We start from the raw sequence: 22,262 nt of genomic DNA, 5'->3' as shown, positions 1-22,262 counted from the left end.
GGAATCAGTGACGCGTCCCAAGTCTAGGCTTAACAGCCCAGGTTGGTTAGGGTGGGGGCATGAGCGATGCAGTGAAGAAGGTTCTCCTCGCGGCTCCCCGCGGTTACTGTGCCGGTGTTGACCGGGCAGTGGAAACCGTGGAGAAGGCCCTGGAGAAGTACGGTGCCCCTGTCTATGTGCGTAAGGAAATTGTCCACAACCGTTATGTGGTGGACACCCTCGCCGAACGGGGTGCCGTCTTCGTGGAGGAGACCGATGAGGTGCCCGAGGGCGCACACCTGGTCTTCTCCGCTCACGGTGTCTCCCCGGCCGTCCACGCCGAGGCAGAGCGTCTCAGCCTGAACACCCTCGACGCCACCTGCCCGCTGGTGACCAAGGTCCACAATGAGGTCAAGCGCTTCGTCCGGGACGGTTACCAGATCCTCTTCGTTGGCCACGAGGGCCACGAGGAGGTTGAGGGAACCATGGGTGAGGCCCCCGACCACACCCACCTCATCGACGGGCTCGAGGGTGTGGAGAATGCGCCGGACTTCCCGGCCGACCAGCCGCTGGTCTGGCTCTCCCAGACCACGCTCTCGGTGGATGAGACCCTCCAGATCGTGGACGCCCTCAAGCAGCGTTACCCCGGCCTGCAGGATCCGCCGAGCGATGACATCTGCTACGCCACCCAGAACCGCCAGGTGGCCGTCAAGGCGATCGCGCCGAAGGCTGATCTGATGATCATCGTTGGTTCGCAGAACTCCTCCAACTCCAAGCGCATGGTCGAGGTCGCCCTCGACGCCGGAGCCAAGGCCGGATACCTCGTCGACTACGCCCACCAGATCGATGACGCCTGGCTGGAGGGAGTGGAGACCATCGGACTGTCCTCCGGTGCCTCCGTACCCGAGATCCTCGTCCAGGGGGTGCTCGAGTACCTGGCGGAGCGGGGCTTCGGGGACGTCGAGGAGATCACCACCGCCTCCGAGAAGATTGTCTTCTCCTTGCCGCGTGTCCTGCGCCCGGCGCGGACCTAGCGGAACCACACAGCACCAGAAGGCCGGTGGGGCCGGGGAAGTGATTCCCCGGCCCCACCGGCCTTCCTCATGCTGTGCCCGCCTGCTCAGCTGTAGAGATCGTCATCCAGGCGGCGACGGCGTCGCGGTGGCTGTGCCGCCCGGGCCTCCCGCGGATCACGCTGCGGCGGCATCTCGCGCCGCTCGCGGGGCGGACGGCCACCTTCTGAACGCGGTATGGGGCGGGGCGGCTCGGTGCGCCGCGGTGTCGCCGTCCCCTCCCGCTCGCGGGCAGTGGCCTGTGCGCGGTTACGGGCCAGCAGCTCATCGACGGTGACCTGGTTGGTGCGTCGTCGCGCCCGGGAGGCGGTGTCGCGGTTGACGCGGTCAGCCTCCGCGGTGCGGCGGCGGTGTTCGATCGCGGCGGCGTCCCGGGCCCGCCCGGAGCGGCGGAGCAACCAGATCCGCCCGACGGCGATGACACCGGCCGCGGCGGTGACACCGAACATGACGGGGAAGAACTGCGCCAGGGGGAACAGGGCCGTGAGGATCGTGGTGGTGGAGAAGGCAGCACTACCCTCGGCCGCCAGGGAGCGGCTGACCGCCCAGGAGGAACCCACCGTCATGACGGCGAAAACCAGCGGCAGGGAGGCGACCACGAGGAAGAGCCCGCGTGCCTCTGTGAATAGGGCAACCACGATGGCGGCGACACCGAAGCAGATGAGGAACGGGGTGCCGACGGCCTGGGCGTTGATGCTCAACAGCAGCCCGGTGACCAGGGCAGCCAGGACGATGGCGATGCCGGACCAGGTCGGGAGCCCGGCCGGCCGGGTCGCCTGACGGCTTCTGCTTCGGTGGGTGGGTGTGGACACGGAGGATCAGTCTAGCCCGGAGTCCTGCCGTACAGGTGAAGACATCTGGGTTCGGCCAGTTCCTCAGCGCCTGCCGAGACGTCCGATGAGCTTGTCGACGCGGGGCAGCCGCGGCCGGGGCAGGGTCCGCCCCCGGGGACCGGGCGGGCGGCTGGCAGGGGAGTCCGACTGCTCATCCTCCCTGTCGGGGCGGGCTTTATCGTACGGGGTATCCGGACGGCGGGGTTCGTCGACGTAGACGAGGGACTCGCGCCACTGCTGGCGCAGCAGGCGACCCTCCTCCTCCGAGAGCTGTCCGTTGAGTGCCCCCTCCGGTGTGACCCAGGTGATGTCCGCGGCAAGTTTCTCACCGGCCCGCAGCGCCGTCATGTCCTGCAGGTAGCGGAAGGCGACGGCGATCATCGCGACGAAGGGCACAGCCAGGAAGGAACCGACGAGGCCGAAGAGGCCGCCACCGATGGTGACGGACACCAGCACAATGACAGGGTGCAGATCCATGGCCTTCGACTGCAGCCACGGGGACAGGACGTTGCCCTCCAGCTGCTGGACGGCCAGGACGATGCCCAGCACGATCAGCGCCTCGGTGAAACCGAGGGAGACCAGTGCGACCAGCACGGAGAGGGTGCCCGCGACGATGGCCCCGACGAAGGGGATGAAACCGGCGATGAAGGTGATCACGGCCAGAGCCAGGGCCATGGGCACACCCACCAGGACGAGTCCGACGCCGATGAAGAAGGCGTCGACGAAGGAGACGATCGCCTGGGCGCGGATGAAACCTCCCAGGGTGGTCCAGCCGCGGGTGAGCGACTCTGTGAGGTGCCAGCCGGCGCGGCGTCCTGCGACGGCCCGTGCCCAGGGCAGGAAGCGGTGGCCGTCCTTGAGGAAGAAGAAGGTGAGGACCAGGACGACGAAGAGCGTGACAATGACCGTCGTGGCGGTACCCACGCCGGTGAGTATGCCGCCGGCGATGGTGCCCGCCTGATCCTGGATCCAGGAGGCCGCGTCATTGATCAGCTGGGAGAGGTCCTCTCCGTCGAGGTTCAACGGTGGGCCCTGCGCCCACAGCTGCAGCCGCTGCACGCCCTCCAGTGACTGCAGGTAGAGGATCTGCGACTGCCGGCCGATATCCGGGGCAATGAACCACAGGAGCGTGCCGAAGATCCCGAAGAAGCCGAGCATCGAGATCAACGCCGCCAACGCCGAGGGGAGACCCCGCCGGCGCAGCCATGTGGTGGGTGGGGCCAGGACCGTGCACACGATGATGGCGAAGACCACCGGCAGCACCCCGCGGCCGACCAGCTTGATCAGCAGCCACGCTCCATAGGCGAAGGCCGCGATGATGATCATCCGCAGCGCGAACATGGCGAAGGACTTCAGCCATTCCCCGGCGACCACCGAGCGGTCGATCTGGTCGGCGTAGCGTCCGATCTCCTCCCGGGTCGCCGGGTCCAGGTCGCTGAGGCGGGTGGAACCGGACACACCGGGCGGCGGGGTCGGGTCATCCAGGACTGCGTCGAGAGGGTCGGTTCGGGGGGTCGGCTGGTCGGTCACAGCCTCCATCTTGCCTGAGAAGCCCGCACTCGGGACAGTGGAGAAACCGCAGGCTGCTAGGATCAACCGCCGTGAGCCTTACTCTTGGAATCGTCGGACTGCCCAACGTGGGCAAGTCCACCCTGTTCAATGCCCTGACCCGTAACGACGTGCTCGCCGCGAACTACCCGTTCGCCACCATCGAGCCCAACATCGGCCTCGTCGAGCTTCCCGACGCCCGCCTGAACCGACTCGCCGAGATCTTCGGCTCCGAGCGGATCCTGCCGGCCACCGTGTCCTTCGTGGACATCGCCGGCATCGTCAAGGGCGCCTCCGAGGGCGAGGGCATGGGCAACGCCTTCCTGGCCAACATCCGCGAGGCGGAGGCCATCTGCCAGGTCGTGCGGGCCTTCTCCGACGAGAACGTCATCCACGTCGACGGCGTCGTCGACCCCGCTGATGACATCGCCGTGATCAACACCGAACTCATCCTCGCGGACCTGCAGACCATCGAGAAAGCCCTGCCGCGCCTGGAGAAGGACGCCCGCAAGGACAAGTCGCTTGGCGACGCCGTCGCGGCCACCAAGCATGCCCAGGCCATCCTCGAGGACGACCGCACCCTCTTCGCCGCCGCGAAGAACGGCGAGATCGACCTCGCCCTGATCCGCGATCTCCATCTCATGACCGCCAAGCCCTTCCTCTACGTCTTCAACTCCGACGAGGAGGTGCTCACCGACGAGGACCGCAAGGCCGAGCTCGCCGCCCTGGTTGCCCCCGCCGACTGTGTCTTCCTCGACGCCCAGACCGAGACTGAGCTCCTCGAGCTCGATGAGGACGAGGCCGCCGAGCTCCTCGAGTCCGTCGGCCAGACCGAGCCGGGCCTGCACTCCCTGGCCAAGGCCGGCTTCGCCACCCTCGGCCTGCAGACCTACCTCACCGCCGGGCCGAAGGAATCCCGCGCCTGGACCATCCCGCAGGGCGCGACCGCCCCGCAGGCTGCCGGCGTCATCCACACCGACTTCGAGCGCGGCTTCATCAAGGCCGAGATCGTCTCCTTCGAGGATCTCGACGCCGCCGGTTCCATGGCCGAGGCCAAGGCACAGGGCAAGGTCCGCCAGGAGGGCAAGGAGTACATCATGGTCGACGGCGACGTGGTGGACTTCAAGTTCAACGTTTAAATCCCAGTTCAGAGGGTATCTGGAGTGTCTCAGAATCCTGTAGCAGTGGCGCTCCTGGGATAAATCTGTGGCAGCTGCCCTAGGCGTGAAAAGGGTTGCTCAGCCAATAGAAGCGCCGGGGAGGGCAGGTATTCCCCGGCGTTTCCGTGTGTGGGATGTCAGGCGCGATCCATCGCGTCTATGTAACGCGTAAGTGCGTCCCGGTTCTGCTCGAGGAAGGCGATGCGCTCGACCATCTTGTCGCGCTGTTCGACGAGCATCGCGCGCAGTTCGGGATCGGGATCTGCGACGATCGTGCCGCTTGTGTCGTTCAGGCACGGCAGCATGTGGCTGATGATGCGGGTGGGGATCCCCGCGTCGAGCAGCCCGCGGATCTTCTGCACACGCGCCACGAGATACTCGTCGTACTCGCGGTAACCGTTATCGAGCCGCAGCGGCGTGATGAGTCCCTGCTCCTCGTAGTACCGCAACATGCGCGTGGGCACCCCTGTCCGCTTGGCCAGCTCGCCGATCCGCATCCGACTCTCCTTCACATCCATGTCAAGGATACGCGACGGACTCTAACGTCGGCACCCATGTGAACGTCAGTGCGCACGCACGTGAGCACATGGCGATTTGACATTCACATGGGTGTCAACGTTGGACGATAGGATCATGACCACGACAGACCGCAAGATCATCCTTGGCATGGCGCTGACTGACGGCTACGGCACCCTGCCGGGCGCCTGGCGCGCACCGTACGTCGACCCCGGAAACTACTCAAAGGTCGAAGCGAACATTCGCTACGCCCAAGCCGCCGAACGCGGCGGCTTCTCGTTCGTGTTCACGCCTGACTTCCCTGCCGTGCGGGGCAACCTCGAGCACGCGACCGTCAACAACATCATGGATCCACTCATGGAGGCGGCCGCGATCTCGCAGGCGACGAACAACATCGGTTTCGTGCTGACTGGATCTACGACGTTCCAGGAACCGTTCAACACAGCTCGGCAGTTCAAGACACTCGACATCATGAGTCACGGCCGCGCCGGCTGGAACGCCGTCACGACGAGCGACCATCTCGTCGCTGCGAATTACGGCAAGCGCGTCGCTGACCGTACCGAGCGATATCAGCGTGCCCACGAATCGATCCAGATCGTGCAGTCGCTCTGGGGCAGTTGGGAGAAGGACGCCTGGATCAAGGATCAGGAGTCGGGCCGCTTCATCGACCCCGCGAAGCTGCAGCCGATCAACCTCGGGGGCGAATACGTCTCATCGCGCGGACCGCTCGCATTACCGCCCTCGGAGCAGGGGCAGCCTGTTATCTTCACCTCGGGCGGCCCAAGCCCACATCTACTTGAGATCGCGGGGCGCTACGCGAGCGGCTTCATCACCGAGGTGTGGACGATCGACGAGGCCCGCGCTTCGCGCGCGGCGCTGCGTCGGGCAGCCGAGGAAGCCGGTCGCAACCCCGACGACGTGAAGTTCATCGTCGGCCTCATGACCACCGTGACCCCGACGGTGCGCGAAGGACTCGACCGGCGCATGTCAATGTCGGGCCAGGTCATCGAGGCGCGCTTGCCACACCTCAGCGCGATGATCGGCGTGCCTATTCAGCCGCAGCACATCGACAAGCCGCTCACACCCGAACAGCTGGCGATCGCGCACGCGTCACCTCAGGACCCGCGCTCCGAGATCGCGCTCAAGGTGGCGCGCGAGGGGTGGTCGCCGCGTGACATCCTTGCGCACGGTGTCATCGACTACCATCCCGTGACCGTGGGGCCGGGGCGGGTACACGCCGATCACATGAATGAATGGTTCGATGCCGGTGCCGCGGACGGCTTCTGGCTGTCGCCCGACGTCTACGAGGACGGCATCGACGCGTTCGTCGACGAGGTCGTTCCGATCCTGCGCGAGCGTGGCCTCTACCCCGAGGACTATGTGGGATCCACGTTGCGCGAAAACCTCGGCATCCCTGACCAGTACGGTCTTGGCGAGTGGTTGAAGTGATCACGCCGGATCAGATGCGCCATACGCTCGCGGGGTTCGCGACCGGACTGTCGGTCGTCGCAGCTGAAATCGACGGACAGATCGTGGGCATGCCCGCGAACTCACTCGTGTCGGTGTCGCTGGATCCGCCGCTCGTCTCGCTGTCGTTCGCGCACACGTCGACAACTTGGCCCGTTCTCCGGCGGGCCGAACGGTGGGGGATCAGTGTGCTCGGCGCTGGACAGGAGCAGGTGTTGAGCGATCTGCGCCGTCCGGCCGGCTCGCGGTTCGTCGGTGTCGAGATGGAAGTGATCGGTCAGGCGGCCTTTGTTGCTGGAGCGCTCGCGATGATCGAGGTCGTTCCGCGTACTACCGTCGAGGCGGGCGATCACACACTAATGCTGCTGGAGGTGCTTGCCCTCGAGCGCGATGAGACGCGAGAGCCCCTCGTATTCTTCGGCAGTCGTGTGCGCACGCTCGAGGGTTGACGTACTGCCGTTCGTGATGGCATCAGAGGTTGGTATGGACCGGGATGCTGTGGAATTCAAGGTCAATGTGTGGCTTCATGTCGGATGCCCTTACAGGAGGAAAGTTCCGGGGATTCCGGAGCAGGAATTCGGGATAACGGCGGTGTCCGTCGGTTGTATCGTTCCTGGTGGCAGATTCGGGTTCAACTCCCTGAACCGTCAGGCTGGCTAGACTGGGGCCGAAACAAATCCTTCTCTATCCAATTCAGGAGTTTTGAGCCATGAGCTTCAATGTCTATCTTTCGGGCGAAATCCACACCGACTGGCGCGAGGAGATCCAGCGCGGCGCTGAGGCCGCCGGGTTGGACGTGGTGTTCACTGCGCCGGTGACGGACCACCCGGCGAGCGACGCCGCCGGTGACCATCTCGGTGAGACCGAGAGCCAGTTCTGGCGTGACCACCAGTCCGCCAAGGTCAACGCCATCCGTACGCGCACCCTCATCGAGCAGGCCGATTTTGTGGTGGTGCGCTTCGGTGACCAGTACAAGCAGTGGAACGCCGCTTTCGACGCCGGATACTGTGCCGCGCTGGGCAAACCCTATGTGACCCTGCACGACGCCAATATCGTCCATCCCCTCAAGGAGGTCGACGCCGAGGCCCAGGCCTGGTGCACGACAACCGACCATGTGGTGGAGACCCTGCGGTACGTGCTCAAGGCCTGAGCCTGCTCATGCACTGTTGACCTAGGTGAATGCGGTCCTGACGAGCCCGGCGATTTTCTCCAGGGTGGCTTCGTCGATCTCATCGAGATACCACGCGCACGGTCGCAGGGTGCTGTCCGGCTCGGGTTCCACGTGGGCCTTCTCGGTCAGACCGAAAGTCATGACGTCGTCATCGAGCCGGAAGAACACCCGGACCGGGGTGCTGCGACCTGTCGCGTAGCCCGGCATGCCGTACCAGATGCGGGGCCTGAGCCTGGGACCGGCACTCAGGATGGTCTCGTGCAGCCGAGTCCCGATTGTGGAGTACGGCTCCGGCATCGCCACAATCCTGTCGAGGACCGCGTTGAGGTCTTCCTGCACCTTGTCTGTTTTCCTGGGGGACATGGGTCCACCTTTCTCTCGCGCCGCATCCGCGGCATGACATACACAGCCACTGCGGTTGCAGGGGCCGGGCAATCTCCATTGCGGACGTGCTCTGACCGGTGCCAGATCTCTCCACGAATGTGTCAGACGAACACCTCGTCATCGACTGCGCGAGGGCACTGATGTGCCGTCTCCATTATGCGCCCCGCGGGTGGCGACGACAAGGTCAACGTCCCAGCGATGTTGAGGGATGCATTATGGTTCGGGCCATGACCTCGCCCGACAACATCCTCCTCCACCTCGCACCTGAGGAGGAACAGCAGGTGCGGGAGATGTTCGCGCGCCTTGAAGAGCGGGGTTTCCCGACCCAGCACCAGACGCCGCACATCACGGTCACGTTCTCCCCGCGGATGGCGGGGGACGTCGTCAAGCGGGCAGCGGAGCTGCTGCCTCCGGTGATCCCCGCCCACTTCCAGCGGATGGGCACCGTCGTATTCGGCACGAGACGCCGACAGACGGTGGCGTGGCTGCTCGAGACCTCCGATGAACTGGAGATCGCCGCCCGCCACATCAGTGCGCTCAACCCCGACGGGCGCGGCCCGCGCTGGACCCCGCACCTGACGATGGGGCTACGGCTGGCTCGAGAGATCGTGCCCGACTACATCCGGGCACTCGACGAGGTGTGCTCCCCGCACCTCAAGGAACTCACGGCCGTCCGGGCGGCGCTATGGAAGCCCAGGCTCAGCGAGCTGACTGTACTGGCGGGGGAGGGGCCCGGCGCGCAGGGCCGGGACAAAGATGCTGCCGAGTCCTGTTGTGGTCCGTTCGGCTCCGTACCGTGAAAACTGTGGGCACCACGGTGTGGCCTGGCGGGGGTTCTCCGAACCACTGGGTGACACGGTTGCCACCCCCTCGGAAGCACCAACCAGCTGACGCACCTCTGAAGCCCCGGCAGCATCATCGTGATGTCCGCCACGAACCTCAGGAAGGGCTGACCACCCCTCATGGCAGTTATCACCGTAGATGTGACCGGCCCCGCCCCGGTGGAAACCGCGTGGCAACGCTACCTGCACCCGCAGAACTGGACCGACTGGGCCCCGCACCTGACCAGGGTCCGTGCCAGCACCCGCACTATCCGCCCCGGCACCACCGGCACCGTCACCGCGCTGGGTGTGGTGCCGGCCCGGTTCACTGTCCTCTCAGTCGACCCCGATAACTTCGCCTGGGCATGGACAGTGTGGGTCGGGCCCATCCGACTGGATCTGCACCACGACCTTGTGGCAGGCGATAACAGCACACTGGCGCGTATCCGGCTGGTGGGCCCGCGGCCGGTACTGCTGGCTTACCGGCCGCTCATGCGGTGGGCGATGCGGCGGCTGGTCTCCGACCGGTGATTTTCAGTCAACAAGCCCACTGATCACCCGGGTTGCCCGGTCCCCGCAGACGCGTATCCCCAGGGACGGAGACGGGATCTGATGATGTTCCAGCAGATCCGGGCGGGCCTCCTCATCAGTTGCAGCCTGCGGGGGCCCCCACGCTTGCGGCCGTACCTTCGGGAGGATACCGTGACAAATTCCTGCCGGGGGCGGGATCAGTAGAACCGTCCCTGATCCTGGACCGCATGTTCGCCCACAGAAGGTGAGCCTGACGTATCCGGGGCAGGTGACCCCTCAGAACGCAGATCAGTTCCCCTGTGACATACAACAGAGGTACCGAAAATCCGTGCATTCTTCTGCAATACGCATGTCCCATGCCTTGGACGATCAGGTCGTACCAGGGCCGGGACCTGAGGAAAACCACGGTCTCATCCCCACGGGAAGACCTCATCACAACAACGGGAATGCCGCAGTCAGTGGTCCCTTCACGTACCCCAAACCCCAGTCCTCGAACAGGAAGGGCACCCGCTATGTCAGCAATGGTGTTCCTTGGTCTCATCGCCTCAGCGGCACTTCTGGTCGCCTTCGCGTTGCTCAACATGGGCAAACTCACCCGAGACCACTACACGTATCAGATCCTCAACTTCCTCGGTGCGGGCTTTCTGGCCGCATCCGCAGCCAACCCGATGAATCCCGGCGTCTTCTGGGCCGAACTGATCTGGGCACTGCTGGGCCTCTACGGCATCATCGCCATCTGGATGAAGCGTCGCCCGGAGAAGACCGATCCCATTACCGTGACCGCCCCCACCCCGTACCTCGCCGCCGCGTAGCGAACCAGAAAAAGAGTGTGAATCGTGGAACCACTGATATTTTCCCACGAAATCGGCATCATCGCCGGTGTATTTCTTGTCGGAGCGTACGGACTGATGAACTTCGGCGTACTGACCACGGATTCCCCCCTGTACCAGGCTTTGAATGTTCTGGGTGCGCTCGGATTCGCCTATACCGCCGTATCGCCTTTCAACCCTGGTCTGCTGCTGACCGAGATCGTCTGGATCATCGTGGCCGTGGGATTTCTGTGGAAAATTTTCACCCGCAGGACCAAAGCGTCCAATGAGGCGACCGTCATAGAGCTCGTTGCACCAGGTACTCCAACCGGTGACAAGGAGACCGCGGGGAGGGAAGTCCCAGTCGCGGGCTGAGGCGGTCTTCCCGTGGTGGGTGCCTCACGTCTTGGTGAAGGAGACCACGAATGCTGTCCACCTGCGCCGGTGGTCCGCCTCCCCCTCTGCCGAGTGTCGGTTCCACTTCTTAGCTGGTCTTTTGTTTTCTCTCAGGGCAAATTTACTGGTGGACCTGCGGGTTCTGCGCTGACAGAATAGGGGGAGGATACTTCGACCGAGAGGCGAAGGCATGGCACAGCACCAGGATACGTACCAGAACGCACAGTTGAGTACCCGGCCCGTGGCATTCGTGCTGGGCGGTGGTGGTGTGCGTGGAGCCGTGGAAGTCGGCCAGGTGCGCGCCTTGTTCGAGGCGGGCATCGCCCCCGACATGATCATCGGTACCTCGATCGGCGCCATCAATGGTGCGCTGATCGCGCAGAACCCCTCGCTCGAGGTCATTGAACCCCTCACCAAGGCGTGGGGATCGGACCTGGCGAAGAAGATCTACGGGCAGTCCTTCGCGCGTCAGGTGGCGAATCTGATCCGGCACCGCAACCACCTGTTGTCTCCGGAACCGCTGCACAGTCTGCTGGAGGAGCACCTGGGAGCCGCCACCAGATTCGAGGACCTGGCTATCCCATTCTCCACGGTTGCCGCCAGTGTGGAAGGGGCCTGCGAGCGGTGGTTTGACACCGGGCCGGTGGTCCCCGCGGTCGTCGCCTCCTCCTCTGTGCCGGGGATCCTGCCCCCGGCTGAGATCAATGGTGAGCACCTCTACGACGGTGGGCTGGTGTCCTCCATCCCCCTGGGTCGGGCCATTGAACAGGGGGCGAAGACGATCTACGTGCTGCAGGTCGGGCGTATCGAGGAACCCCTTGTCCGGCCAACCAATGTCGTCGGTTCCATGTGGGTGTCCTTCGAGATCGCCCGTCGTCACCGGTTCGCCCGCGACCTGGCGGCACTGCCGGAAGGCGTCACCGTCCATGTGCTCCCCTCCGGTGGTGTGCCGCCGGGTGGTAAACGCAATGCCACCATGCCGACCCTGGTCGGTTCCGAAGGCCGCATGGAACAGGCCTACCAGCGTTCCGCCTGCTTCCTCGCCGAATCCGACGAGGTCAACCTGTTGCACAACCCGGAGGGTGATCTGTCCGTCGAATGCCCGTACGGGATGTCGGTGCGTGGGGTCAGGACCCTGAGGCAGCAGGAGCAGCCATGAGTATGCCACCCCGTTGGATCAGGCGGTTGACGGTTGCTCCGGCAGTGGCCATCGCTGCGGTCCTGCTCGTATGGACTCTGCCGCTGCTCCTCCTGCTCGTCGGTCTGACCGCCAGGCTACCCAGGGTCGGTCGACTGCCACGGGCCCTGTGGCTGCTGGTGTTCGTTCTCGTCTGGGAGGCCGTGGCCCTGGTGGTTCTGTTCGGCACCTGGATCGCCTCCGGCTTCGGTTGGGCAACTCACACCCGGCCGATCCGTAACCTCCATTACCGGCTCATCGGCAGGTTCCTGGAGGTCCTGTTCCGTCAGGTACGTTGGGCCCTGCGGTTGAAGATCCACGTCACCGACTCGAACCCGATCGCGGCGGCAGATGGTGTCCCACTCATCGTGGCCTCCCGCCATGCCGGTCCCGGTGACTCCTTCATCCTGGTTCACCTACTGCTCAACCAGTTCCACCGCAATCCGCGCATCGTCATGAAGGACATGCTCCAGTGGGATCCTGTCCTCGATGTGATTGCGCACCGGCTGCCCACGGTGGTCCTCACCCCCACCCCTTTCCAGAGCGGGCTGGTGCATGCCCATGGCACCAAACCTGCGGAACGTATCGCCGTGATGGCGGAGGACATGGGGAAGGGTGACGCGTTGCTGGTGTTCCCCGAGGGCGGCAAATTCACGCCCGGGCGCAAGGAATCACGGATCCGGCAGTTGATTGAGGACGATTACGGGGAGCTGGCCCAGCGCGCCAGTCGGATGCGCCATGTCCTGGCACCTCGACCCGGCGGAATTTTTGCCGCCGTCAGTGCCAGCCCGGAAACCGGAGTCCTGTTCGTCGCCCACACCGGTCTGGATCAGCTTCTCACGGTGAAGCAGTTGTGGCGTGCCCTGTCCGAGGAGAACACCATCGTGCTGAAGACCTGGTACGTGCATCCCTCGGAGATCCCGGGTCCCCTCCCGCAACGCATGGACTGGCTGTTCGACTGGTGGGAACAGATCGATGGGTGGATCGAGAACAGCAGGAATCACAGCCCGGTTTCCGGGGAGGATGGTTAGGTAGGTCACTTGTTGAACCGTGGGGAGCCCTGGATGGCGCCGCTGCGGCGGCCTGAGACGCATGGTCCGGAGAGCGGAGTGAGGTCCGGAATCGGGCGATTCCGGACCGTGGGGGAGTTGGCGGACTACAGGATCACGTAGCATCTGCCGAACAGCAGACAGTCGATCCACTGCATGATCCGGGTGATGAGTCCTCTCAAGCCGGGTTCCGGGGCAATCAGGGTCTGCATCGAGATCTCCTCCTTTCTTCTTGTCGGGGGGTGGTGGGCGGCACTCTCTTGCTGGTCAGGCCGATGAAAGGGTGTGCACTGACTCACCGTCCATCATGTGTCCCAGATTACATCACGGGCAGCCGGTGGAATAGGGGCGCGTCAACTCCGGTGACTGTATGTGCGCGGAAGCCTGATTATGCTGGCGGCGGTCAACCCGTCGAGGTACGTTCAAGCTATGTCCGCCGACAGGCCACCGTGGGAGCGCTACCTCCCCGGCATCGCCGCACTCCGGCGCTATGAGCGCCCCTGGCTGCGGGGAGACATCGTCGCGGGTGTCACCGTCGCTGCCTATCTGGTCCCGCAGGTGATGGCCTATGCGGTCATCGCCGGGCTTCCCGCGGTCGTCGGGCTGTGGGCCGTCCTCGCCCCGATGCTCATCTACTTCTTCTTGGGCACCTCCCGGAAGCTGTCGATAGGTCCGGAGTCCACGACTGCCCTGATGACGGCGGCGGGCGTCGGCGCGTTGGTGGGGGCCGCAGGCGGGCCGGAACGCTACGCCGAGGTCGCGGCCATCATGGCGATCGCGGTCGGCCTGGTCTGTCTTGTCGCTTTCGTCGCCCGCCTGGGATTTCTCACCAGGCTCCTGTCACGTCCCGTACTCATCGGCTACCTCATCGGTATTGCCCTCCTCATGATCGTCAGCCAGCTGGGCAAGATAACCAAGCTCGAGGTGGAGGGGGAGAACACGTGGCAGGAGGTGGTTTCCTTCCTCAACCAGCTGGGCCAGTCGCACCTGCCGACGGTGCTGCTCGCGGCAGGTGTCCTGCTCCTGCTCTACCTGGCGAACTGGCTGGTCCCCCGGGCCCCGGTCGCTTTGATGGCTCTGCTGCTCGCCGCCGCAGTGGTCGCCGTCTTCGGTCTCGACCGCTACGGGCTGGACGTCATCGGAGAGGTGCCCCGCGGACTGCCGGAACCCAGACTGCCGGATCTCGGTGACCTCGAGGTCTGGGCTCTGCTGCCGTATGCGGCCGGCATCGCAGTGGTGGGCTTCTCGGACAACATCCTCACCGGCCGGGCCTTCGCCTCCGGTAACGGTGAGGTCATTGACTCGAACCAGGAGCTGCTCGCCCTGGGCACGGCGAACGTGGCCAACGGTTTTCTCCAGGGTTTCCCGGTTTCCTCCAGCGGATCGCGGACCGTGCTTGGCGACGCCGCCGGCGCCCGCACCCAGGTCCACTCCCTCGTCGTGGTCATCATGGTGGTGATGGTGCTCATCTTCGCCGGTCCGGTGCTGGAGTCCTTCCCGGACGCGGCGCTGGGGGCGTTGGTCATCTACGCGGCAACCCAGCTGATCAACATCGGTGAGCTGCGCCGCATCGGCCGTTTCCGCCGCAGCGAACTCATGATCACGGCTGCGACGGCGGCGTCGGTGGCCATCTTCGGCGTGCTGGTGGGCATCGGTGTCGCCATCGTGCTGTCGATTCTGGACCTCATCCGGCGCATCACCCGGCCGTATGCGGATGTCCTCGGCTACGCGCCGGGAGTTCCGGGCATGCACAGTCTGGATGATTATGAGGAGGCGACTGCGGTCCGGGGGCTGGTGGTCTTCCGCTACGATTCGCCGCTCTTCTTCGCCAACGCCGACGACTTCGTCGCCCGGGCTCTGAAAGCAGTCGATGATGCTGAGCAGCCGGTGGAGTGGTTCCTCCTCAATGCCGAGGCGAACACGGAGGTCGATCTCACCGCGGTCGACGCACTGGAGGAGCTGCGCAGCAGGCTGAAGCAGCGCGGTATCCGTTTCGCCATGGCACGCGTCAAACGGGACCTGTACCGGCGTCTTGAGCCCTCAGGATTCATCCGGGAAGTCGGCGACGAGAACATCTTTGAGACGCTCCCGACTGCGGTACGGGAGTACGTGAGGCGTTATTCGATGAGACACGGGAAGCTACCTGAGGGGGTTCCGCAGGAGGTGCTCGAACCCTGACGAATCAGCATGATCACCGCATCCGCTTCGACTGGGGACAGGTTGGAGCGCAGGCCGCGGCAGCTGCGCTCGATGCCTCCGGGATGGCACCGGTGTGAACGGAGGAATCCGGCAGCAGGTCAGGTGGCTGATGGCGTATACCATCGTGTTGATTCCGGCTGTGGTGATCATCAGCCGACGCAACCGGGGAGTTGAAGGGTGAGTCCCACCCTCGCAGATCCACGCTCGGCGCACAGACCCCATTCTCATTAGGGTGGGACATGGTCGCCGTCGCAACCCCGGAACATCGGCTCGTCTGCGGCCTTCTCACCGGACAGATTCAACATAGGGATGGGGAAGATGCAGGTTTCGTTCGATTTCACAGACAAGATTGTCGTCATCACCGGCGGGGCCACGGGTATCGGTCGGGCCACCGCGGTGGAGTTCGCGAAGGCCGGGGCCGCCGTGGTGGTGGGGGACATCGATGACCGCGCGGCGGAGACCGTGCAGATCATCACGGAGGCCGGTGGCACCGCCGAGTTCGTGCGGACCGATGTGACTGACGACGCCTCGGTGCAGAACCTGGTGGATGTGGCCGTCGAGAAGCACGGCACCATCGACATCGCCTTCAACAACGCCGGTGTCCTGCCGCCCACCGCACCGCTGCATGAGCAGACGGTGGAGGACTGGCACAGAACCATGGGGGTGGACGCCACCGGGGTGTTTCTGGCCATGCGCCACCAGATCCCGGTGATGCTCAAGGCCGGCGGTGGCTCCATCGTCAATACCGCCTCCGTCGCCGGCGTCACCGCCGATCCGGGCATGACCCCGTATGTGGCGGCCAAGCATGCGGTGGTCGGCATGTCCAAGGGCGCGGCCCTGGACTACGCCACCGAGGGCATCCGCATCAACGTGCTCGCCCCGGGCCTGATCCGCACGCCCATGACCGAGCGCTGGCTCGACGACCCGGAGATCGCCCCGCGCGTGCTCGCGGACTCACCGATCGGGCGTGCCGCGGAGCCGGAGGAGGTCGCCGCCACCGTCCTGTACCTCTCCTCCGACATGGCCGGGGCTGTGACCGGTTCCGTCTACCGCGTCGACGGCGGCCGCACCGCTCACTAGACCGGCGGATCCAGCTGCTCCGCAAGCCCGATGAGGATCCCCTCCGGGCCCCGGATGTAGCAGAGCCGGTAGGCGTCCTCGTAACGGATCACCTCATCACTGACCAGCTCCGCACCGACGTTGTACAGCCGCTCCAGCGTCCCGTCGATGTCGTCCACCGCGAACATGGCGCGCAGGTAACCCAGGGCGTTGACCGGGGCGCGACGGTGGTCAGCGATGACCTCCGGGGACAGGTACCGGCACAGCTCCAGGCGGTTGTGGCCGTCCGGCGTGCGCATCATCGCGATCTCCACGCGCTGATCGCCCAGGCCGGTGACCCGGCCCGCCCACTCGCCCTCCACCATCATCCGGCCCTCGAGTTCGAGACCGAGCTCGCGGAAGAAGGCGACCGTGACGTCGAGGTCCTCGACGACGATGCCCATGTTGTCCATCCGCACGCTCATCGGAGGCCTGCCTGGGCGAGCCGCGGGTGAGGAGAGTGGGAAACTTCGGATGTTCGGGGGTTGATCACGGTTTCCTCCGTGTTTCATCAGGTTCACATGCTGCTGAGGTAAATGATACGCGCGGCACCCGGCCAGGTTAAGGGAAAAGTAGGAGCCGGCACTGAATATCGGGCCTGCGTAGGCTGACACCATGAAGTTCGTGGGCGTCGATCTCGCAGCCGATCCCCGGCGCACCGGGCTGGCCGTCATCAGGGGTGAAGACGGGTGCATGATCGAGCATCTCACCGTCGGTGCCGGGGACGAAGCCATCATCCAGGCGGCCCAGTCCGCTCAGCGGGTAGGGGTGGATGTCCCGCTCGGTTGGCCGACGAGCTTCGTCGACCTGCTCACCGCCCACGCCGCGGGCACCCTGCCCACCCCCGAGTCCACGGGACCTGAGTGGCGGAGGAACCTGGCGATGCGCGCCACGGACCTCGCCGTCCACCAACACACCGGGCTGACCCCCTTGAGTGTCTCCACCGACCGGATCGCCCATCCGGCGCTGCGGTGGGCGGGGATGGAGGCCCGCCTGCGGGATCTGGGCGTCGACACCGCCCGGGACGGCTCCGGCGTCATCTGCGAGGTCTACCCAGCGGCTGCCCTCCGCTGCTGGTCGCTGCCGTACCGGGGCTACAAGGCCGCGAAGAACGCTGGCCCGCGGGCCGAGCTGGTGGAACTTCTGCGGCAGCGGTGGACGTGGCTGGACTGGAACAGCAAGGAGGATCTCTGCGTGGCCGACGATAATGCCCTGGATGCGGTCCTCGCAGCGGTGATCGCCCGCGAAATCGCGTTCGGCCGGTGCGAGGCCCCTCCCGCCGAACTCCGGGAGAGCACGCGTCGGGAGGGATGGATCTGGCTACCGAAGGAGGAGAGTCCGGCGGATACCTGTCAGAGTGAAGACAGCTGAATCAGGGAGCTGCTCCGGACGTCTTCACATGCAAGATCAGGCACCGTTCTGACTGTCCTCCCTCTGCCGCTTTCTGAGGATTGAGTTAAGGACCACGACTCCGACCAGAGCAAAAATACTGAAGCTGATCCCGGCCGTCCAGGAAGAATTATTTATCCCTATGAGGACCGCTGTGATCAGTCCCGATACTGCTACCACGATTGCGTTGGGGTGGACTGGTGACGTTTTCCCGGACATGTTCCCATCCTTGCAGAATTCATGGACATTCCGCGGATTAGATTCCGGGCTCTCTCCGCTGCTGGATACGGTGGCGAATCTAGTCGACCAGATCGGGAGGAAAACGCTGGTAGGGCACGTGAAATTCGGCTAGGGTCGCTTATTCATGGCAACGCCCCACGTCAGGAGCTTTCGGGTATGACCATCGTTTCGCAATCGCCTGCCCCTACCCTTCGACGCTCGGGGAGCACCACCTGGATCACGGTGGTGGTCTGTGGGGTCATCTCGGCGATGCACATCTGGAAACTACCCAGTGTGCTCACGGAGGTCCAGGCCGATCTCAGCATCAGCCTGGTGCAGGCCGGCCTGCTGCTGGGGCTGGTGCAACTGGCGGGAATTCTGGGCGGGATCCCGGCATCCATCATCGGTGAGCGGGTGGGGTTGCGCCGCACCCTGGTTCTCGGCATGGGTCTGTTGGTGGTGGGCTCCGTGATCAGCGCCCTGGCGACCACCTCAGAGGTGATGATGTCCGCCCGCGCCCTGGAAGGCATCGGGTATCTCGCAGTCATCGTGATGGCCCCGGCGTTGATCCGCCGTGACACCCCGGTTGAACGGCTGACCGTGGCGATGGGGGCGTGGGCGGGCTTCCAGGGAACGGCGACGTTCCTTGCGGTGCTGAGTAGTGCCCTGCTTCTGCAGGTCACTGACTGGCGGGTGTGGTACTGGATCATGGCCACCGTGACTGCCCTCGGGATTCCACTGTTGCTGAAGTACACGGACCGGGATCCCCGGGGGGAGGGGGGAACAGGGCCGGCCTTCCGCCGGGTCTGGGTGACTGTGCGCAGCTGGAAGCCGTGGCTCGCTGGTGCGGTGTTCTCCTGCTACACCGTCCAGTGGACTTCCGTGATCGGGTTCCTGCCCACCGTCTACCAGGAATACGGGGTCGGCCCGGTGCTCGGTGGGACGCTCTCAGCGGTCGCCGGTGGGATCAACGCCGTGGGTGCTGTGATGGCCGGATTCCTGCTGCAGCGCGGATATGCTGTCCGTCCGCTGGTCATCACGGCCTTTGCAGTCATGGGTATCACTGCCTTCGGCGTCTACGCCGTGGACTGGGCTGTCGTACCCGGCACGTTCATCCCGCAGTTTGTGCTGGTCTGTGTCTTCTCGGTGGTAGGTGCCCTGATCCCGACCACCATGTTCCGGGTCATCGTGGACCTGGCCCCGCCTGGAGGCTCGGCGTCCGGTGCGGTCGGGTTGATGCAGCAGATCCAGAACGCCGGTAATTTCTTCGGCCCCATCCTGTTGGCATGGTTGGCCGCCCAAGCGCAGGGCTGGCACACCTCCTGGTGGCTCACCACTGCAGCGGGTCTCCTCGGTACTGCGTTGATCATGCTCTTCTCCGAGAAACGGCTGGGTTTTTCCCTGCGGGAGAGATGAGTCGACGATAACTGTCCTGGATGCGGTAATCGTCCACGAAAATCAGGCACGGCCGGTGCGAGCCATCTCCTGCCGAACTCCGGGAATCGACGCGCCGGGTGGAGTGGATCCGGGAAAGCATGTGAATCCAGAACGACAGCTGAATCGCCGGGATACCTCCCGGGATCTGTCACCGGGAATCGGAGGCAGGGGACTGGCCCAGCCTTGAGCAGTCCCCCCGGGTGATCGCCTGACCCACCTGTTTCATCCCGTCACGGATCAGTCCGCCGTAGGCGTCTTCCGCGAGGAGGTGCATATCGTGGGTAGCCGCATCGAGGTGTGCAACCGCGGCGGTGAAAGACCCGAGCTGACGCAGGTTGTCCGCGATGTTCAGGTACAGGGAGGGACGGAAGGACGCGATGTTGAATCCGTGTTGGACACCCCCGACCCCCTGTGCGGGTACCGCATCGGCCGCGTCCAGGGCACGGATGTCCCAGATCAGGGCTTCCGCGGGGTCGTCGTAGAGGTCGGCCAGATAATGCGCGAGGATGCACCGGTGGAACGCGTCCCCGGTGACCCCGATCTCGGCCCAGAGAGTGAGCAGCCGTTCGCGGGCTGAGGCTGAGTCCCCGCTCTCCTGCCATTGCCCGACCGCGCGGGTGATCGTCTCCATGACGGGATCGGGGCTGGTCTGCTGATCATGCATGAGTTTTCTCCTCGGATTCGTTGTTCAGGTCAATGAGCGTGGGCATGAGTACTGTCGTCAGGTCTCCGCGGTCGGCAGAGCGAACAGTCACGGGCTGATCCTTGCCCCGTAGCTCTAGGACCACATCCGGGCCGATTGCGGAACTCACCGCAGGAAACAGTTGCGTCGTGGCGAAAGAGATCTCTCCCATCCGGCCGGCGATCTCAGCTCCGATGCGATGAGCATGGCCGGTCGTCTCTCCGTCCCGGACCATCAGGAGGTCGTCAGAGCCGGAAAGGGTTGTGGCCTGGTGGGCGACGCTCTCCAGGGCACGCAGCAGCAGGTGTTTCGGAACGACCACCCGGCAGCGCACCTCCGAGAGCGAATCAAGCATCAGCTGGAAATCCGGGTACTCAATGCCGATCACCCGGCAAGAAAATCTCCGGCCCTCGGAGACGCGGAAAGTCACCTCTGCATCATCCAGCTCAACTGCGACATCGAGATTATGGCGCACCTCGTGGCTGATCCATCGGAGTTGTTCCCCATCCAGAACACCAGACCAGGGCTGCGGGGATGGGCCCGCTGCGATCAGTGTGCGCCTGGTCAACCGGTACCTGTCTGTCGCGGTCAGCGAGACTTCGGCGTGATCGACGCGGACGTATACCCCGGAGAGCGCCGGGTGGTCAGGGGTTCGGCCGGTGGCGGTGAATACCTGCTCGATAGCTTCGGCCAGTACCGGTCCCCGAAGATGCAGGGTGGGGCGCTTACCGCTGGCACCCAGGTGGTCCTTGATCGCCGCTGCCCGGGCCTGCGCAGCGCGCGCATCCGCCGCGATCCCGGCGGCGTGGGCGTCAATCAACGCACCAGCCTCTTCGGGTGGGGCATCGAACACCTCCTGGATCGCGGTGAGTGGCATGGAGATTTCCCGCAACTCCCGCAGCAGCTTGGCGCGGTGGATCTGGTCGTGTCCGTAGCGCCGGTAACCGGAGTGGGGATCCACGTCAGCGGGAGGTAATAATCCGGCGTCGTCGTAGAAGCGGAGCGCGCTCGCTGTCAACCCGGTGCGCCGGGCGAAGACGCCGATGGGCATCAGTTCCGTTTCAGTCACATGCCCATCCTCCGGCCTCAGGTAACTCGAAGGTCAAGTCTTCGTTCAGGAGCCTCAGTCCTGGATGGCCCGGATCGTAGGTTTCGTCGTATCGTGCCGACGATCTGACGTACAGCCTGGTCCCGCGGTCACTGACCCCGACCCACCGGCGGGGCAGAGGGCAGCGTGTCGTCGAGGCCACGGCGGCGCAGCTCCGCCCGGGCCCGGTCGAGACCACCGTGTTCCAGGGCGGCAAGGTTCGTGCGCCCCGTCCACACGTGACGACCGAAACGGTGCACACGCACCTCCAGGTCACCGGCGAGGTGCTCCAGATCGCCCGGCACGTTGCGGTGTTCGCTGGGCAGGGGGACGGGCAGGACGAAAGCCTGGTCGAGTGGGGCGGTGGCGGTGACCTCGATGCGCCAGCCGAAGCCGCGGCCCGACAGCTGCCACTGCTCATCGCTGGTGCGGGTGGTCACCGGGCTGATCATCGGGTCACCGAGGCGGATGACGCGGTCGTCGGGAAGCCGTACGACAAGCCCGGTGACCTCCACCTTCATCCGGCCGGTGGTCACGATGCCACCGGCGAAGGCGAGGCAGGCCTCGGGTTCTGCGAAGCCCTGGGTCTGCCCCCACCACCAGGCCTCGGGGAAGCCCTCCTGTCCCCAGTTTTTCTCGCCGTAGACCTGGGCGTCCTGGAACTTCCAGGTCTCATCGCCTACGGTCGCGGTGCCTGAGGCCTTCCCGCCGAGCAGCCAGGGGTGCCAGTACTGGTTGAGACCGGGGACGGCCTGGAAGATGCTTGATCCGCCGAGCGCGCGGTGCGGCCAGGGGGAGAGGTCGTGGAATTCCAGGTCGACGCGGGCATCAGCACCCAGATTCACGCGGAGGCGGCGGTCATTGCCTTCGAAGGCAGCAGGGGACCCCGGTTCGTCGCCGATGCCGCCTTCGACGCCGAGGCCGTTGGGGTTGGTCCAGGATCCGTCGAGTGCCCCGGTGCGGATGAAACCGTTGGGCCAGGCTGCGAGCCCGACCGTCGCCCAGGATCCCTGCGGACCCTTGTTGGCACCGCACAGGGCGATGAGCACCCGGCCAGTATCGGGGTCGGTGATGCGCCAGAAGTAGCCTTCCATCGCGACGCCGTGGTGGGCGCGCAGCGGATTGCCGAAGGGGAGGTCGGCGCCGGTCGAACGGTATCGTCTGAGCAGGCCCATGAGGTCAGTACAGCACAGGTGTGCCGTCCGCTGGTGGGCTTCGCGAAAATTCCTGCCCCTCC

The 22,262-nt window shown here is 65.0% G+C and carries 23 protein-coding genes; 15 read left to right on the top strand and 8 right to left on the bottom strand.

Annotated features, from left to right (window positions below):
* Window positions 1-59: 59 nt before the first annotated feature.
* Window positions 60-1,013 (top strand): 4-hydroxy-3-methylbut-2-enyl diphosphate reductase, encoded by a 954-nt coding sequence (locus EAH68_RS02125; RefSeq protein ID WP_126119667.1) that lies wholly within the window; start codon window positions 60-62, stop codon window positions 1,011-1,013.
* Between the two features lie 86 nt (window positions 1,014-1,099).
* Here the strand turns inward: EAH68_RS02125 and EAH68_RS02120 are convergent, their stop codons facing one another.
* Together EAH68_RS02120 and EAH68_RS02115 are read right to left on the bottom strand one after the other, a co-directional pair.
* A complete protein-coding gene (locus EAH68_RS02120) occupies window positions 1,100-1,864 on the bottom strand; it encodes a DUF6542 domain-containing protein (RefSeq protein ID WP_126119666.1) in 765 nt (254 codons plus the stop codon).
* Window positions 1,865-1,927: 63 nt separating this feature from the next.
* Complete coding sequence (locus EAH68_RS02115; RefSeq protein ID WP_126119665.1) at window positions 1,928-3,424, bottom strand: AI-2E family transporter; 1,497 nt, start codon at window positions 3,422-3,424, stop codon at window positions 1,928-1,930.
* A gap of 62 nt (window positions 3,425-3,486) precedes the next feature.
* Here EAH68_RS02115 and ychF point away from each other — a divergent pair, with 62 nt between their 5' ends.
* On the top strand, window positions 3,487-4,572 hold the full coding sequence (ychF, locus tag EAH68_RS02110; RefSeq protein WP_126119664.1) for a redox-regulated ATPase YchF: 1,086 nt from the start codon (window positions 3,487-3,489) through the stop codon (window positions 4,570-4,572).
* Between the two features lie 158 nt (window positions 4,573-4,730).
* Here ychF and EAH68_RS02105 read toward each other — a convergent pair whose 3' ends face one another.
* Complete coding sequence (locus tag EAH68_RS02105; RefSeq protein WP_241228241.1) at window positions 4,731-5,111, bottom strand: MerR family transcriptional regulator; 381 nt, start codon at window positions 5,109-5,111, stop codon at window positions 4,731-4,733.
* A 115-nt stretch (window positions 5,112-5,226) separates the two neighbouring features.
* Here EAH68_RS02105 and EAH68_RS02100 point away from each other — a divergent pair, with 115 nt between their 5' ends.
* From EAH68_RS02100 to EAH68_RS02090, 3 genes are all read left to right on the top strand, one after another.
* Window positions 5,227-6,558: an NtaA/DmoA family FMN-dependent monooxygenase gene (locus EAH68_RS02100; protein WP_126119663.1), complete on the top strand. Its 1,332-nt coding sequence runs from the start codon at window positions 5,227-5,229 to the stop codon at window positions 6,556-6,558.
* Window positions 6,546-7,025, top strand: a complete 480-nt coding sequence (locus tag EAH68_RS02095) for a flavin reductase family protein (RefSeq protein WP_126119662.1) — start codon at window positions 6,546-6,548, stop codon at window positions 7,023-7,025. Before EAH68_RS02100 ends, EAH68_RS02095 begins: the two co-directional genes overlap by 13 nt.
* Before the next feature lie 260 nt (window positions 7,026-7,285).
* Complete coding sequence (locus tag EAH68_RS02090; protein WP_126119661.1) at window positions 7,286-7,726, top strand: YtoQ family protein; 441 nt, start codon at window positions 7,286-7,288, stop codon at window positions 7,724-7,726.
* Window positions 7,727-7,747: 21 nt separating this feature from the next.
* Here the strand turns inward: EAH68_RS02090 and EAH68_RS02085 are convergent, their stop codons facing one another.
* The gene (locus EAH68_RS02085) at window positions 7,748-8,110 is read right to left on the bottom strand and encodes a DUF1801 domain-containing protein (RefSeq protein ID WP_126119660.1); all 363 of its coding nucleotides are present in this window, start codon (window positions 8,108-8,110) and stop codon (window positions 7,748-7,750) included.
* Between the two features lie 248 nt (window positions 8,111-8,358).
* Here EAH68_RS02085 and EAH68_RS02080 point away from each other — a divergent pair, with 248 nt between their 5' ends.
* The 8 genes from EAH68_RS02080 (at window position 8,359) to EAH68_RS02045 (ending at window position 16,193) form a co-directional block, all read left to right on the top strand.
* Window positions 8,359-8,931 (top strand): 2'-5' RNA ligase family protein, encoded by a 573-nt coding sequence (locus tag EAH68_RS02080; protein WP_126119659.1) that lies wholly within the window; start codon window positions 8,359-8,361, stop codon window positions 8,929-8,931.
* 162 nt (window positions 8,932-9,093) lie between these two features.
* Entirely contained in the window at window positions 9,094-9,483 is a 390-nt protein-coding gene (locus tag EAH68_RS02075) for an SRPBCC family protein (RefSeq protein WP_126119658.1), read from the top strand.
* Between the two features lie 512 nt (window positions 9,484-9,995).
* Complete coding sequence (locus tag EAH68_RS02070) at window positions 9,996-10,295, top strand: CBU_0592 family membrane protein (RefSeq protein ID WP_126119657.1); 300 nt, start codon at window positions 9,996-9,998, stop codon at window positions 10,293-10,295.
* A 24-nt stretch (window positions 10,296-10,319) separates the two neighbouring features.
* Window positions 10,320-10,667, top strand: a complete 348-nt coding sequence (locus EAH68_RS02065) for a CBU_0592 family membrane protein (protein WP_206436333.1) — start codon at window positions 10,320-10,322, stop codon at window positions 10,665-10,667.
* 211 nt (window positions 10,668-10,878) lie between these two features.
* On the top strand, window positions 10,879-11,847 hold the full coding sequence (locus EAH68_RS02060) for a patatin-like phospholipase family protein (RefSeq protein ID WP_206436332.1): 969 nt from the start codon (window positions 10,879-10,881) through the stop codon (window positions 11,845-11,847).
* Complete coding sequence (locus tag EAH68_RS02055) at window positions 11,844-12,896, top strand: 1-acyl-sn-glycerol-3-phosphate acyltransferase (protein WP_126119656.1); 1,053 nt, start codon at window positions 11,844-11,846, stop codon at window positions 12,894-12,896. The genes EAH68_RS02060 and EAH68_RS02055 overlap by 4 nt, the downstream gene beginning before the upstream one ends.
* Window positions 12,897-13,343: 447 nt before the next feature.
* The gene (locus EAH68_RS02050) at window positions 13,344-15,092 is read left to right on the top strand and encodes a SulP family inorganic anion transporter (protein WP_126119655.1); all 1,749 of its coding nucleotides are present in this window, start codon (window positions 13,344-13,346) and stop codon (window positions 15,090-15,092) included.
* Window positions 15,093-15,431: 339 nt separating this feature from the next.
* Window positions 15,432-16,193, top strand: a complete 762-nt coding sequence (locus EAH68_RS02045; RefSeq protein WP_126119654.1) for an SDR family NAD(P)-dependent oxidoreductase — start codon at window positions 15,432-15,434, stop codon at window positions 16,191-16,193.
* On the opposite strand, the gene EAH68_RS02040 is transcribed toward EAH68_RS02045, so the two are convergent.
* Window positions 16,190-16,636 (bottom strand): VOC family protein, encoded by a 447-nt coding sequence (locus EAH68_RS02040; protein WP_126119653.1) that lies wholly within the window; start codon window positions 16,634-16,636, stop codon window positions 16,190-16,192. The two genes, EAH68_RS02045 and EAH68_RS02040, sit on opposite strands and share 4 nt — an antisense overlap.
* Before the next feature lie 190 nt (window positions 16,637-16,826).
* Between EAH68_RS02040 and EAH68_RS02035 the strand changes: the two genes are divergently transcribed.
* Window positions 16,827-17,582, top strand: coding sequence for a DUF429 domain-containing protein (locus tag EAH68_RS02035; RefSeq protein WP_126119652.1), 756 nt, complete (start codon window positions 16,827-16,829; stop codon window positions 17,580-17,582).
* Between the two features lie 414 nt (window positions 17,583-17,996).
* Window positions 17,997-19,235 (top strand): MFS transporter, encoded by a 1,239-nt coding sequence (locus EAH68_RS02030; protein ID WP_126119651.1) that lies wholly within the window; start codon window positions 17,997-17,999, stop codon window positions 19,233-19,235.
* 169 nt (window positions 19,236-19,404) lie between these two features.
* On the opposite strand, the gene EAH68_RS02025 is transcribed toward EAH68_RS02030, so the two are convergent.
* The 3 genes from EAH68_RS02025 to EAH68_RS02015 all read right to left on the bottom strand — a co-directional run bounded on the left by EAH68_RS02025 (window position 19,405) and on the right by EAH68_RS02015 (window position 22,200).
* On the bottom strand, window positions 19,405-19,920 hold the full coding sequence (locus EAH68_RS02025; RefSeq protein WP_126119650.1) for a hypothetical protein: 516 nt from the start codon (window positions 19,918-19,920) through the stop codon (window positions 19,405-19,407).
* On the bottom strand, window positions 19,913-21,007 hold the full coding sequence (locus tag EAH68_RS02020; protein ID WP_126119649.1) for a DNA polymerase III subunit beta family protein: 1,095 nt from the start codon (window positions 21,005-21,007) through the stop codon (window positions 19,913-19,915). Before EAH68_RS02020 ends, EAH68_RS02025 begins: the two co-directional genes overlap by 8 nt.
* Before the next feature lie 128 nt (window positions 21,008-21,135).
* Window positions 21,136-22,200 carry a tocopherol cyclase family protein gene (locus tag EAH68_RS02015; RefSeq protein ID WP_126119648.1) on the bottom strand — a complete coding sequence of 355 codons (1,065 nt, stop codon included), beginning with the start codon at window positions 22,198-22,200 and terminating at the stop codon, window positions 21,136-21,138.
* Between the last annotated feature and the right edge of the window lie 62 nt (window positions 22,201-22,262).

The sequence above is a fragment of the Corynebacterium hylobatis genome (assembly GCF_003955685.1).
Classification (GTDB): domain Bacteria; phylum Actinomycetota; class Actinomycetes; order Mycobacteriales; family Mycobacteriaceae; genus Corynebacterium; species Corynebacterium hylobatis.
The sequence above is the reverse complement of the archived record's forward strand: the minus strand, read 5'-3'. Positions and strand labels throughout refer to the sequence as shown.

Coding starts and splice junctions, on each gene's coding strand:
- EAH68_RS02125 (WP_126119667.1), top strand. CDS start 60: ATGAGCGATGCAGTGAAGAAGGTTCTCCTCGCGGCTCCCCGCGGTTAC.
- EAH68_RS02115 (WP_126119665.1), bottom strand. CDS start 3,424: ATGGAGGCTGTGACCGACCAGCCGACCCCCCGAACCGACCCTCTCGAC.
- EAH68_RS02105 (WP_241228241.1), bottom strand. CDS start 5,111: ATGGATGTGAAGGAGAGTCGGATGCGGATCGGCGAGCTGGCCAAGCGG.
- EAH68_RS02100 (WP_126119663.1), top strand. CDS start 5,227: ATGACCACGACAGACCGCAAGATCATCCTTGGCATGGCGCTGACTGAC.
- EAH68_RS02090 (WP_126119661.1), top strand. CDS start 7,286: ATGAGCTTCAATGTCTATCTTTCGGGCGAAATCCACACCGACTGGCGC.
- EAH68_RS02085 (WP_126119660.1), bottom strand. CDS start 8,110: ATGTCCCCCAGGAAAACAGACAAGGTGCAGGAAGACCTCAACGCGGTC.
- EAH68_RS02080 (WP_126119659.1), top strand. CDS start 8,359: ATGACCTCGCCCGACAACATCCTCCTCCACCTCGCACCTGAGGAGGAA.
- EAH68_RS02075 (WP_126119658.1), top strand. CDS start 9,094: ATGGCAGTTATCACCGTAGATGTGACCGGCCCCGCCCCGGTGGAAACC.
- EAH68_RS02070 (WP_126119657.1), top strand. CDS start 9,996: ATGTCAGCAATGGTGTTCCTTGGTCTCATCGCCTCAGCGGCACTTCTG.
- EAH68_RS02060 (WP_206436332.1), top strand. CDS start 10,879: ATGGCACAGCACCAGGATACGTACCAGAACGCACAGTTGAGTACCCGG.
- EAH68_RS02055 (WP_126119656.1), top strand. CDS start 11,844: ATGAGTATGCCACCCCGTTGGATCAGGCGGTTGACGGTTGCTCCGGCA.
- EAH68_RS02050 (WP_126119655.1), top strand. CDS start 13,344: ATGTCCGCCGACAGGCCACCGTGGGAGCGCTACCTCCCCGGCATCGCC.
- EAH68_RS02045 (WP_126119654.1), top strand. CDS start 15,432: ATGCAGGTTTCGTTCGATTTCACAGACAAGATTGTCGTCATCACCGGC.
- EAH68_RS02040 (WP_126119653.1), bottom strand. CDS start 16,636: ATGAGCGTGCGGATGGACAACATGGGCATCGTCGTCGAGGACCTCGAC.
- EAH68_RS02035 (WP_126119652.1), top strand. CDS start 16,827: ATGAAGTTCGTGGGCGTCGATCTCGCAGCCGATCCCCGGCGCACCGGG.
- EAH68_RS02030 (WP_126119651.1), top strand. CDS start 17,997: ATGACCATCGTTTCGCAATCGCCTGCCCCTACCCTTCGACGCTCGGGG.
- EAH68_RS02025 (WP_126119650.1), bottom strand. CDS start 19,920: ATGCATGATCAGCAGACCAGCCCCGATCCCGTCATGGAGACGATCACC.
- EAH68_RS02015 (WP_126119648.1), bottom strand. CDS start 22,200: ATGGGCCTGCTCAGACGATACCGTTCGACCGGCGCCGACCTCCCCTTC.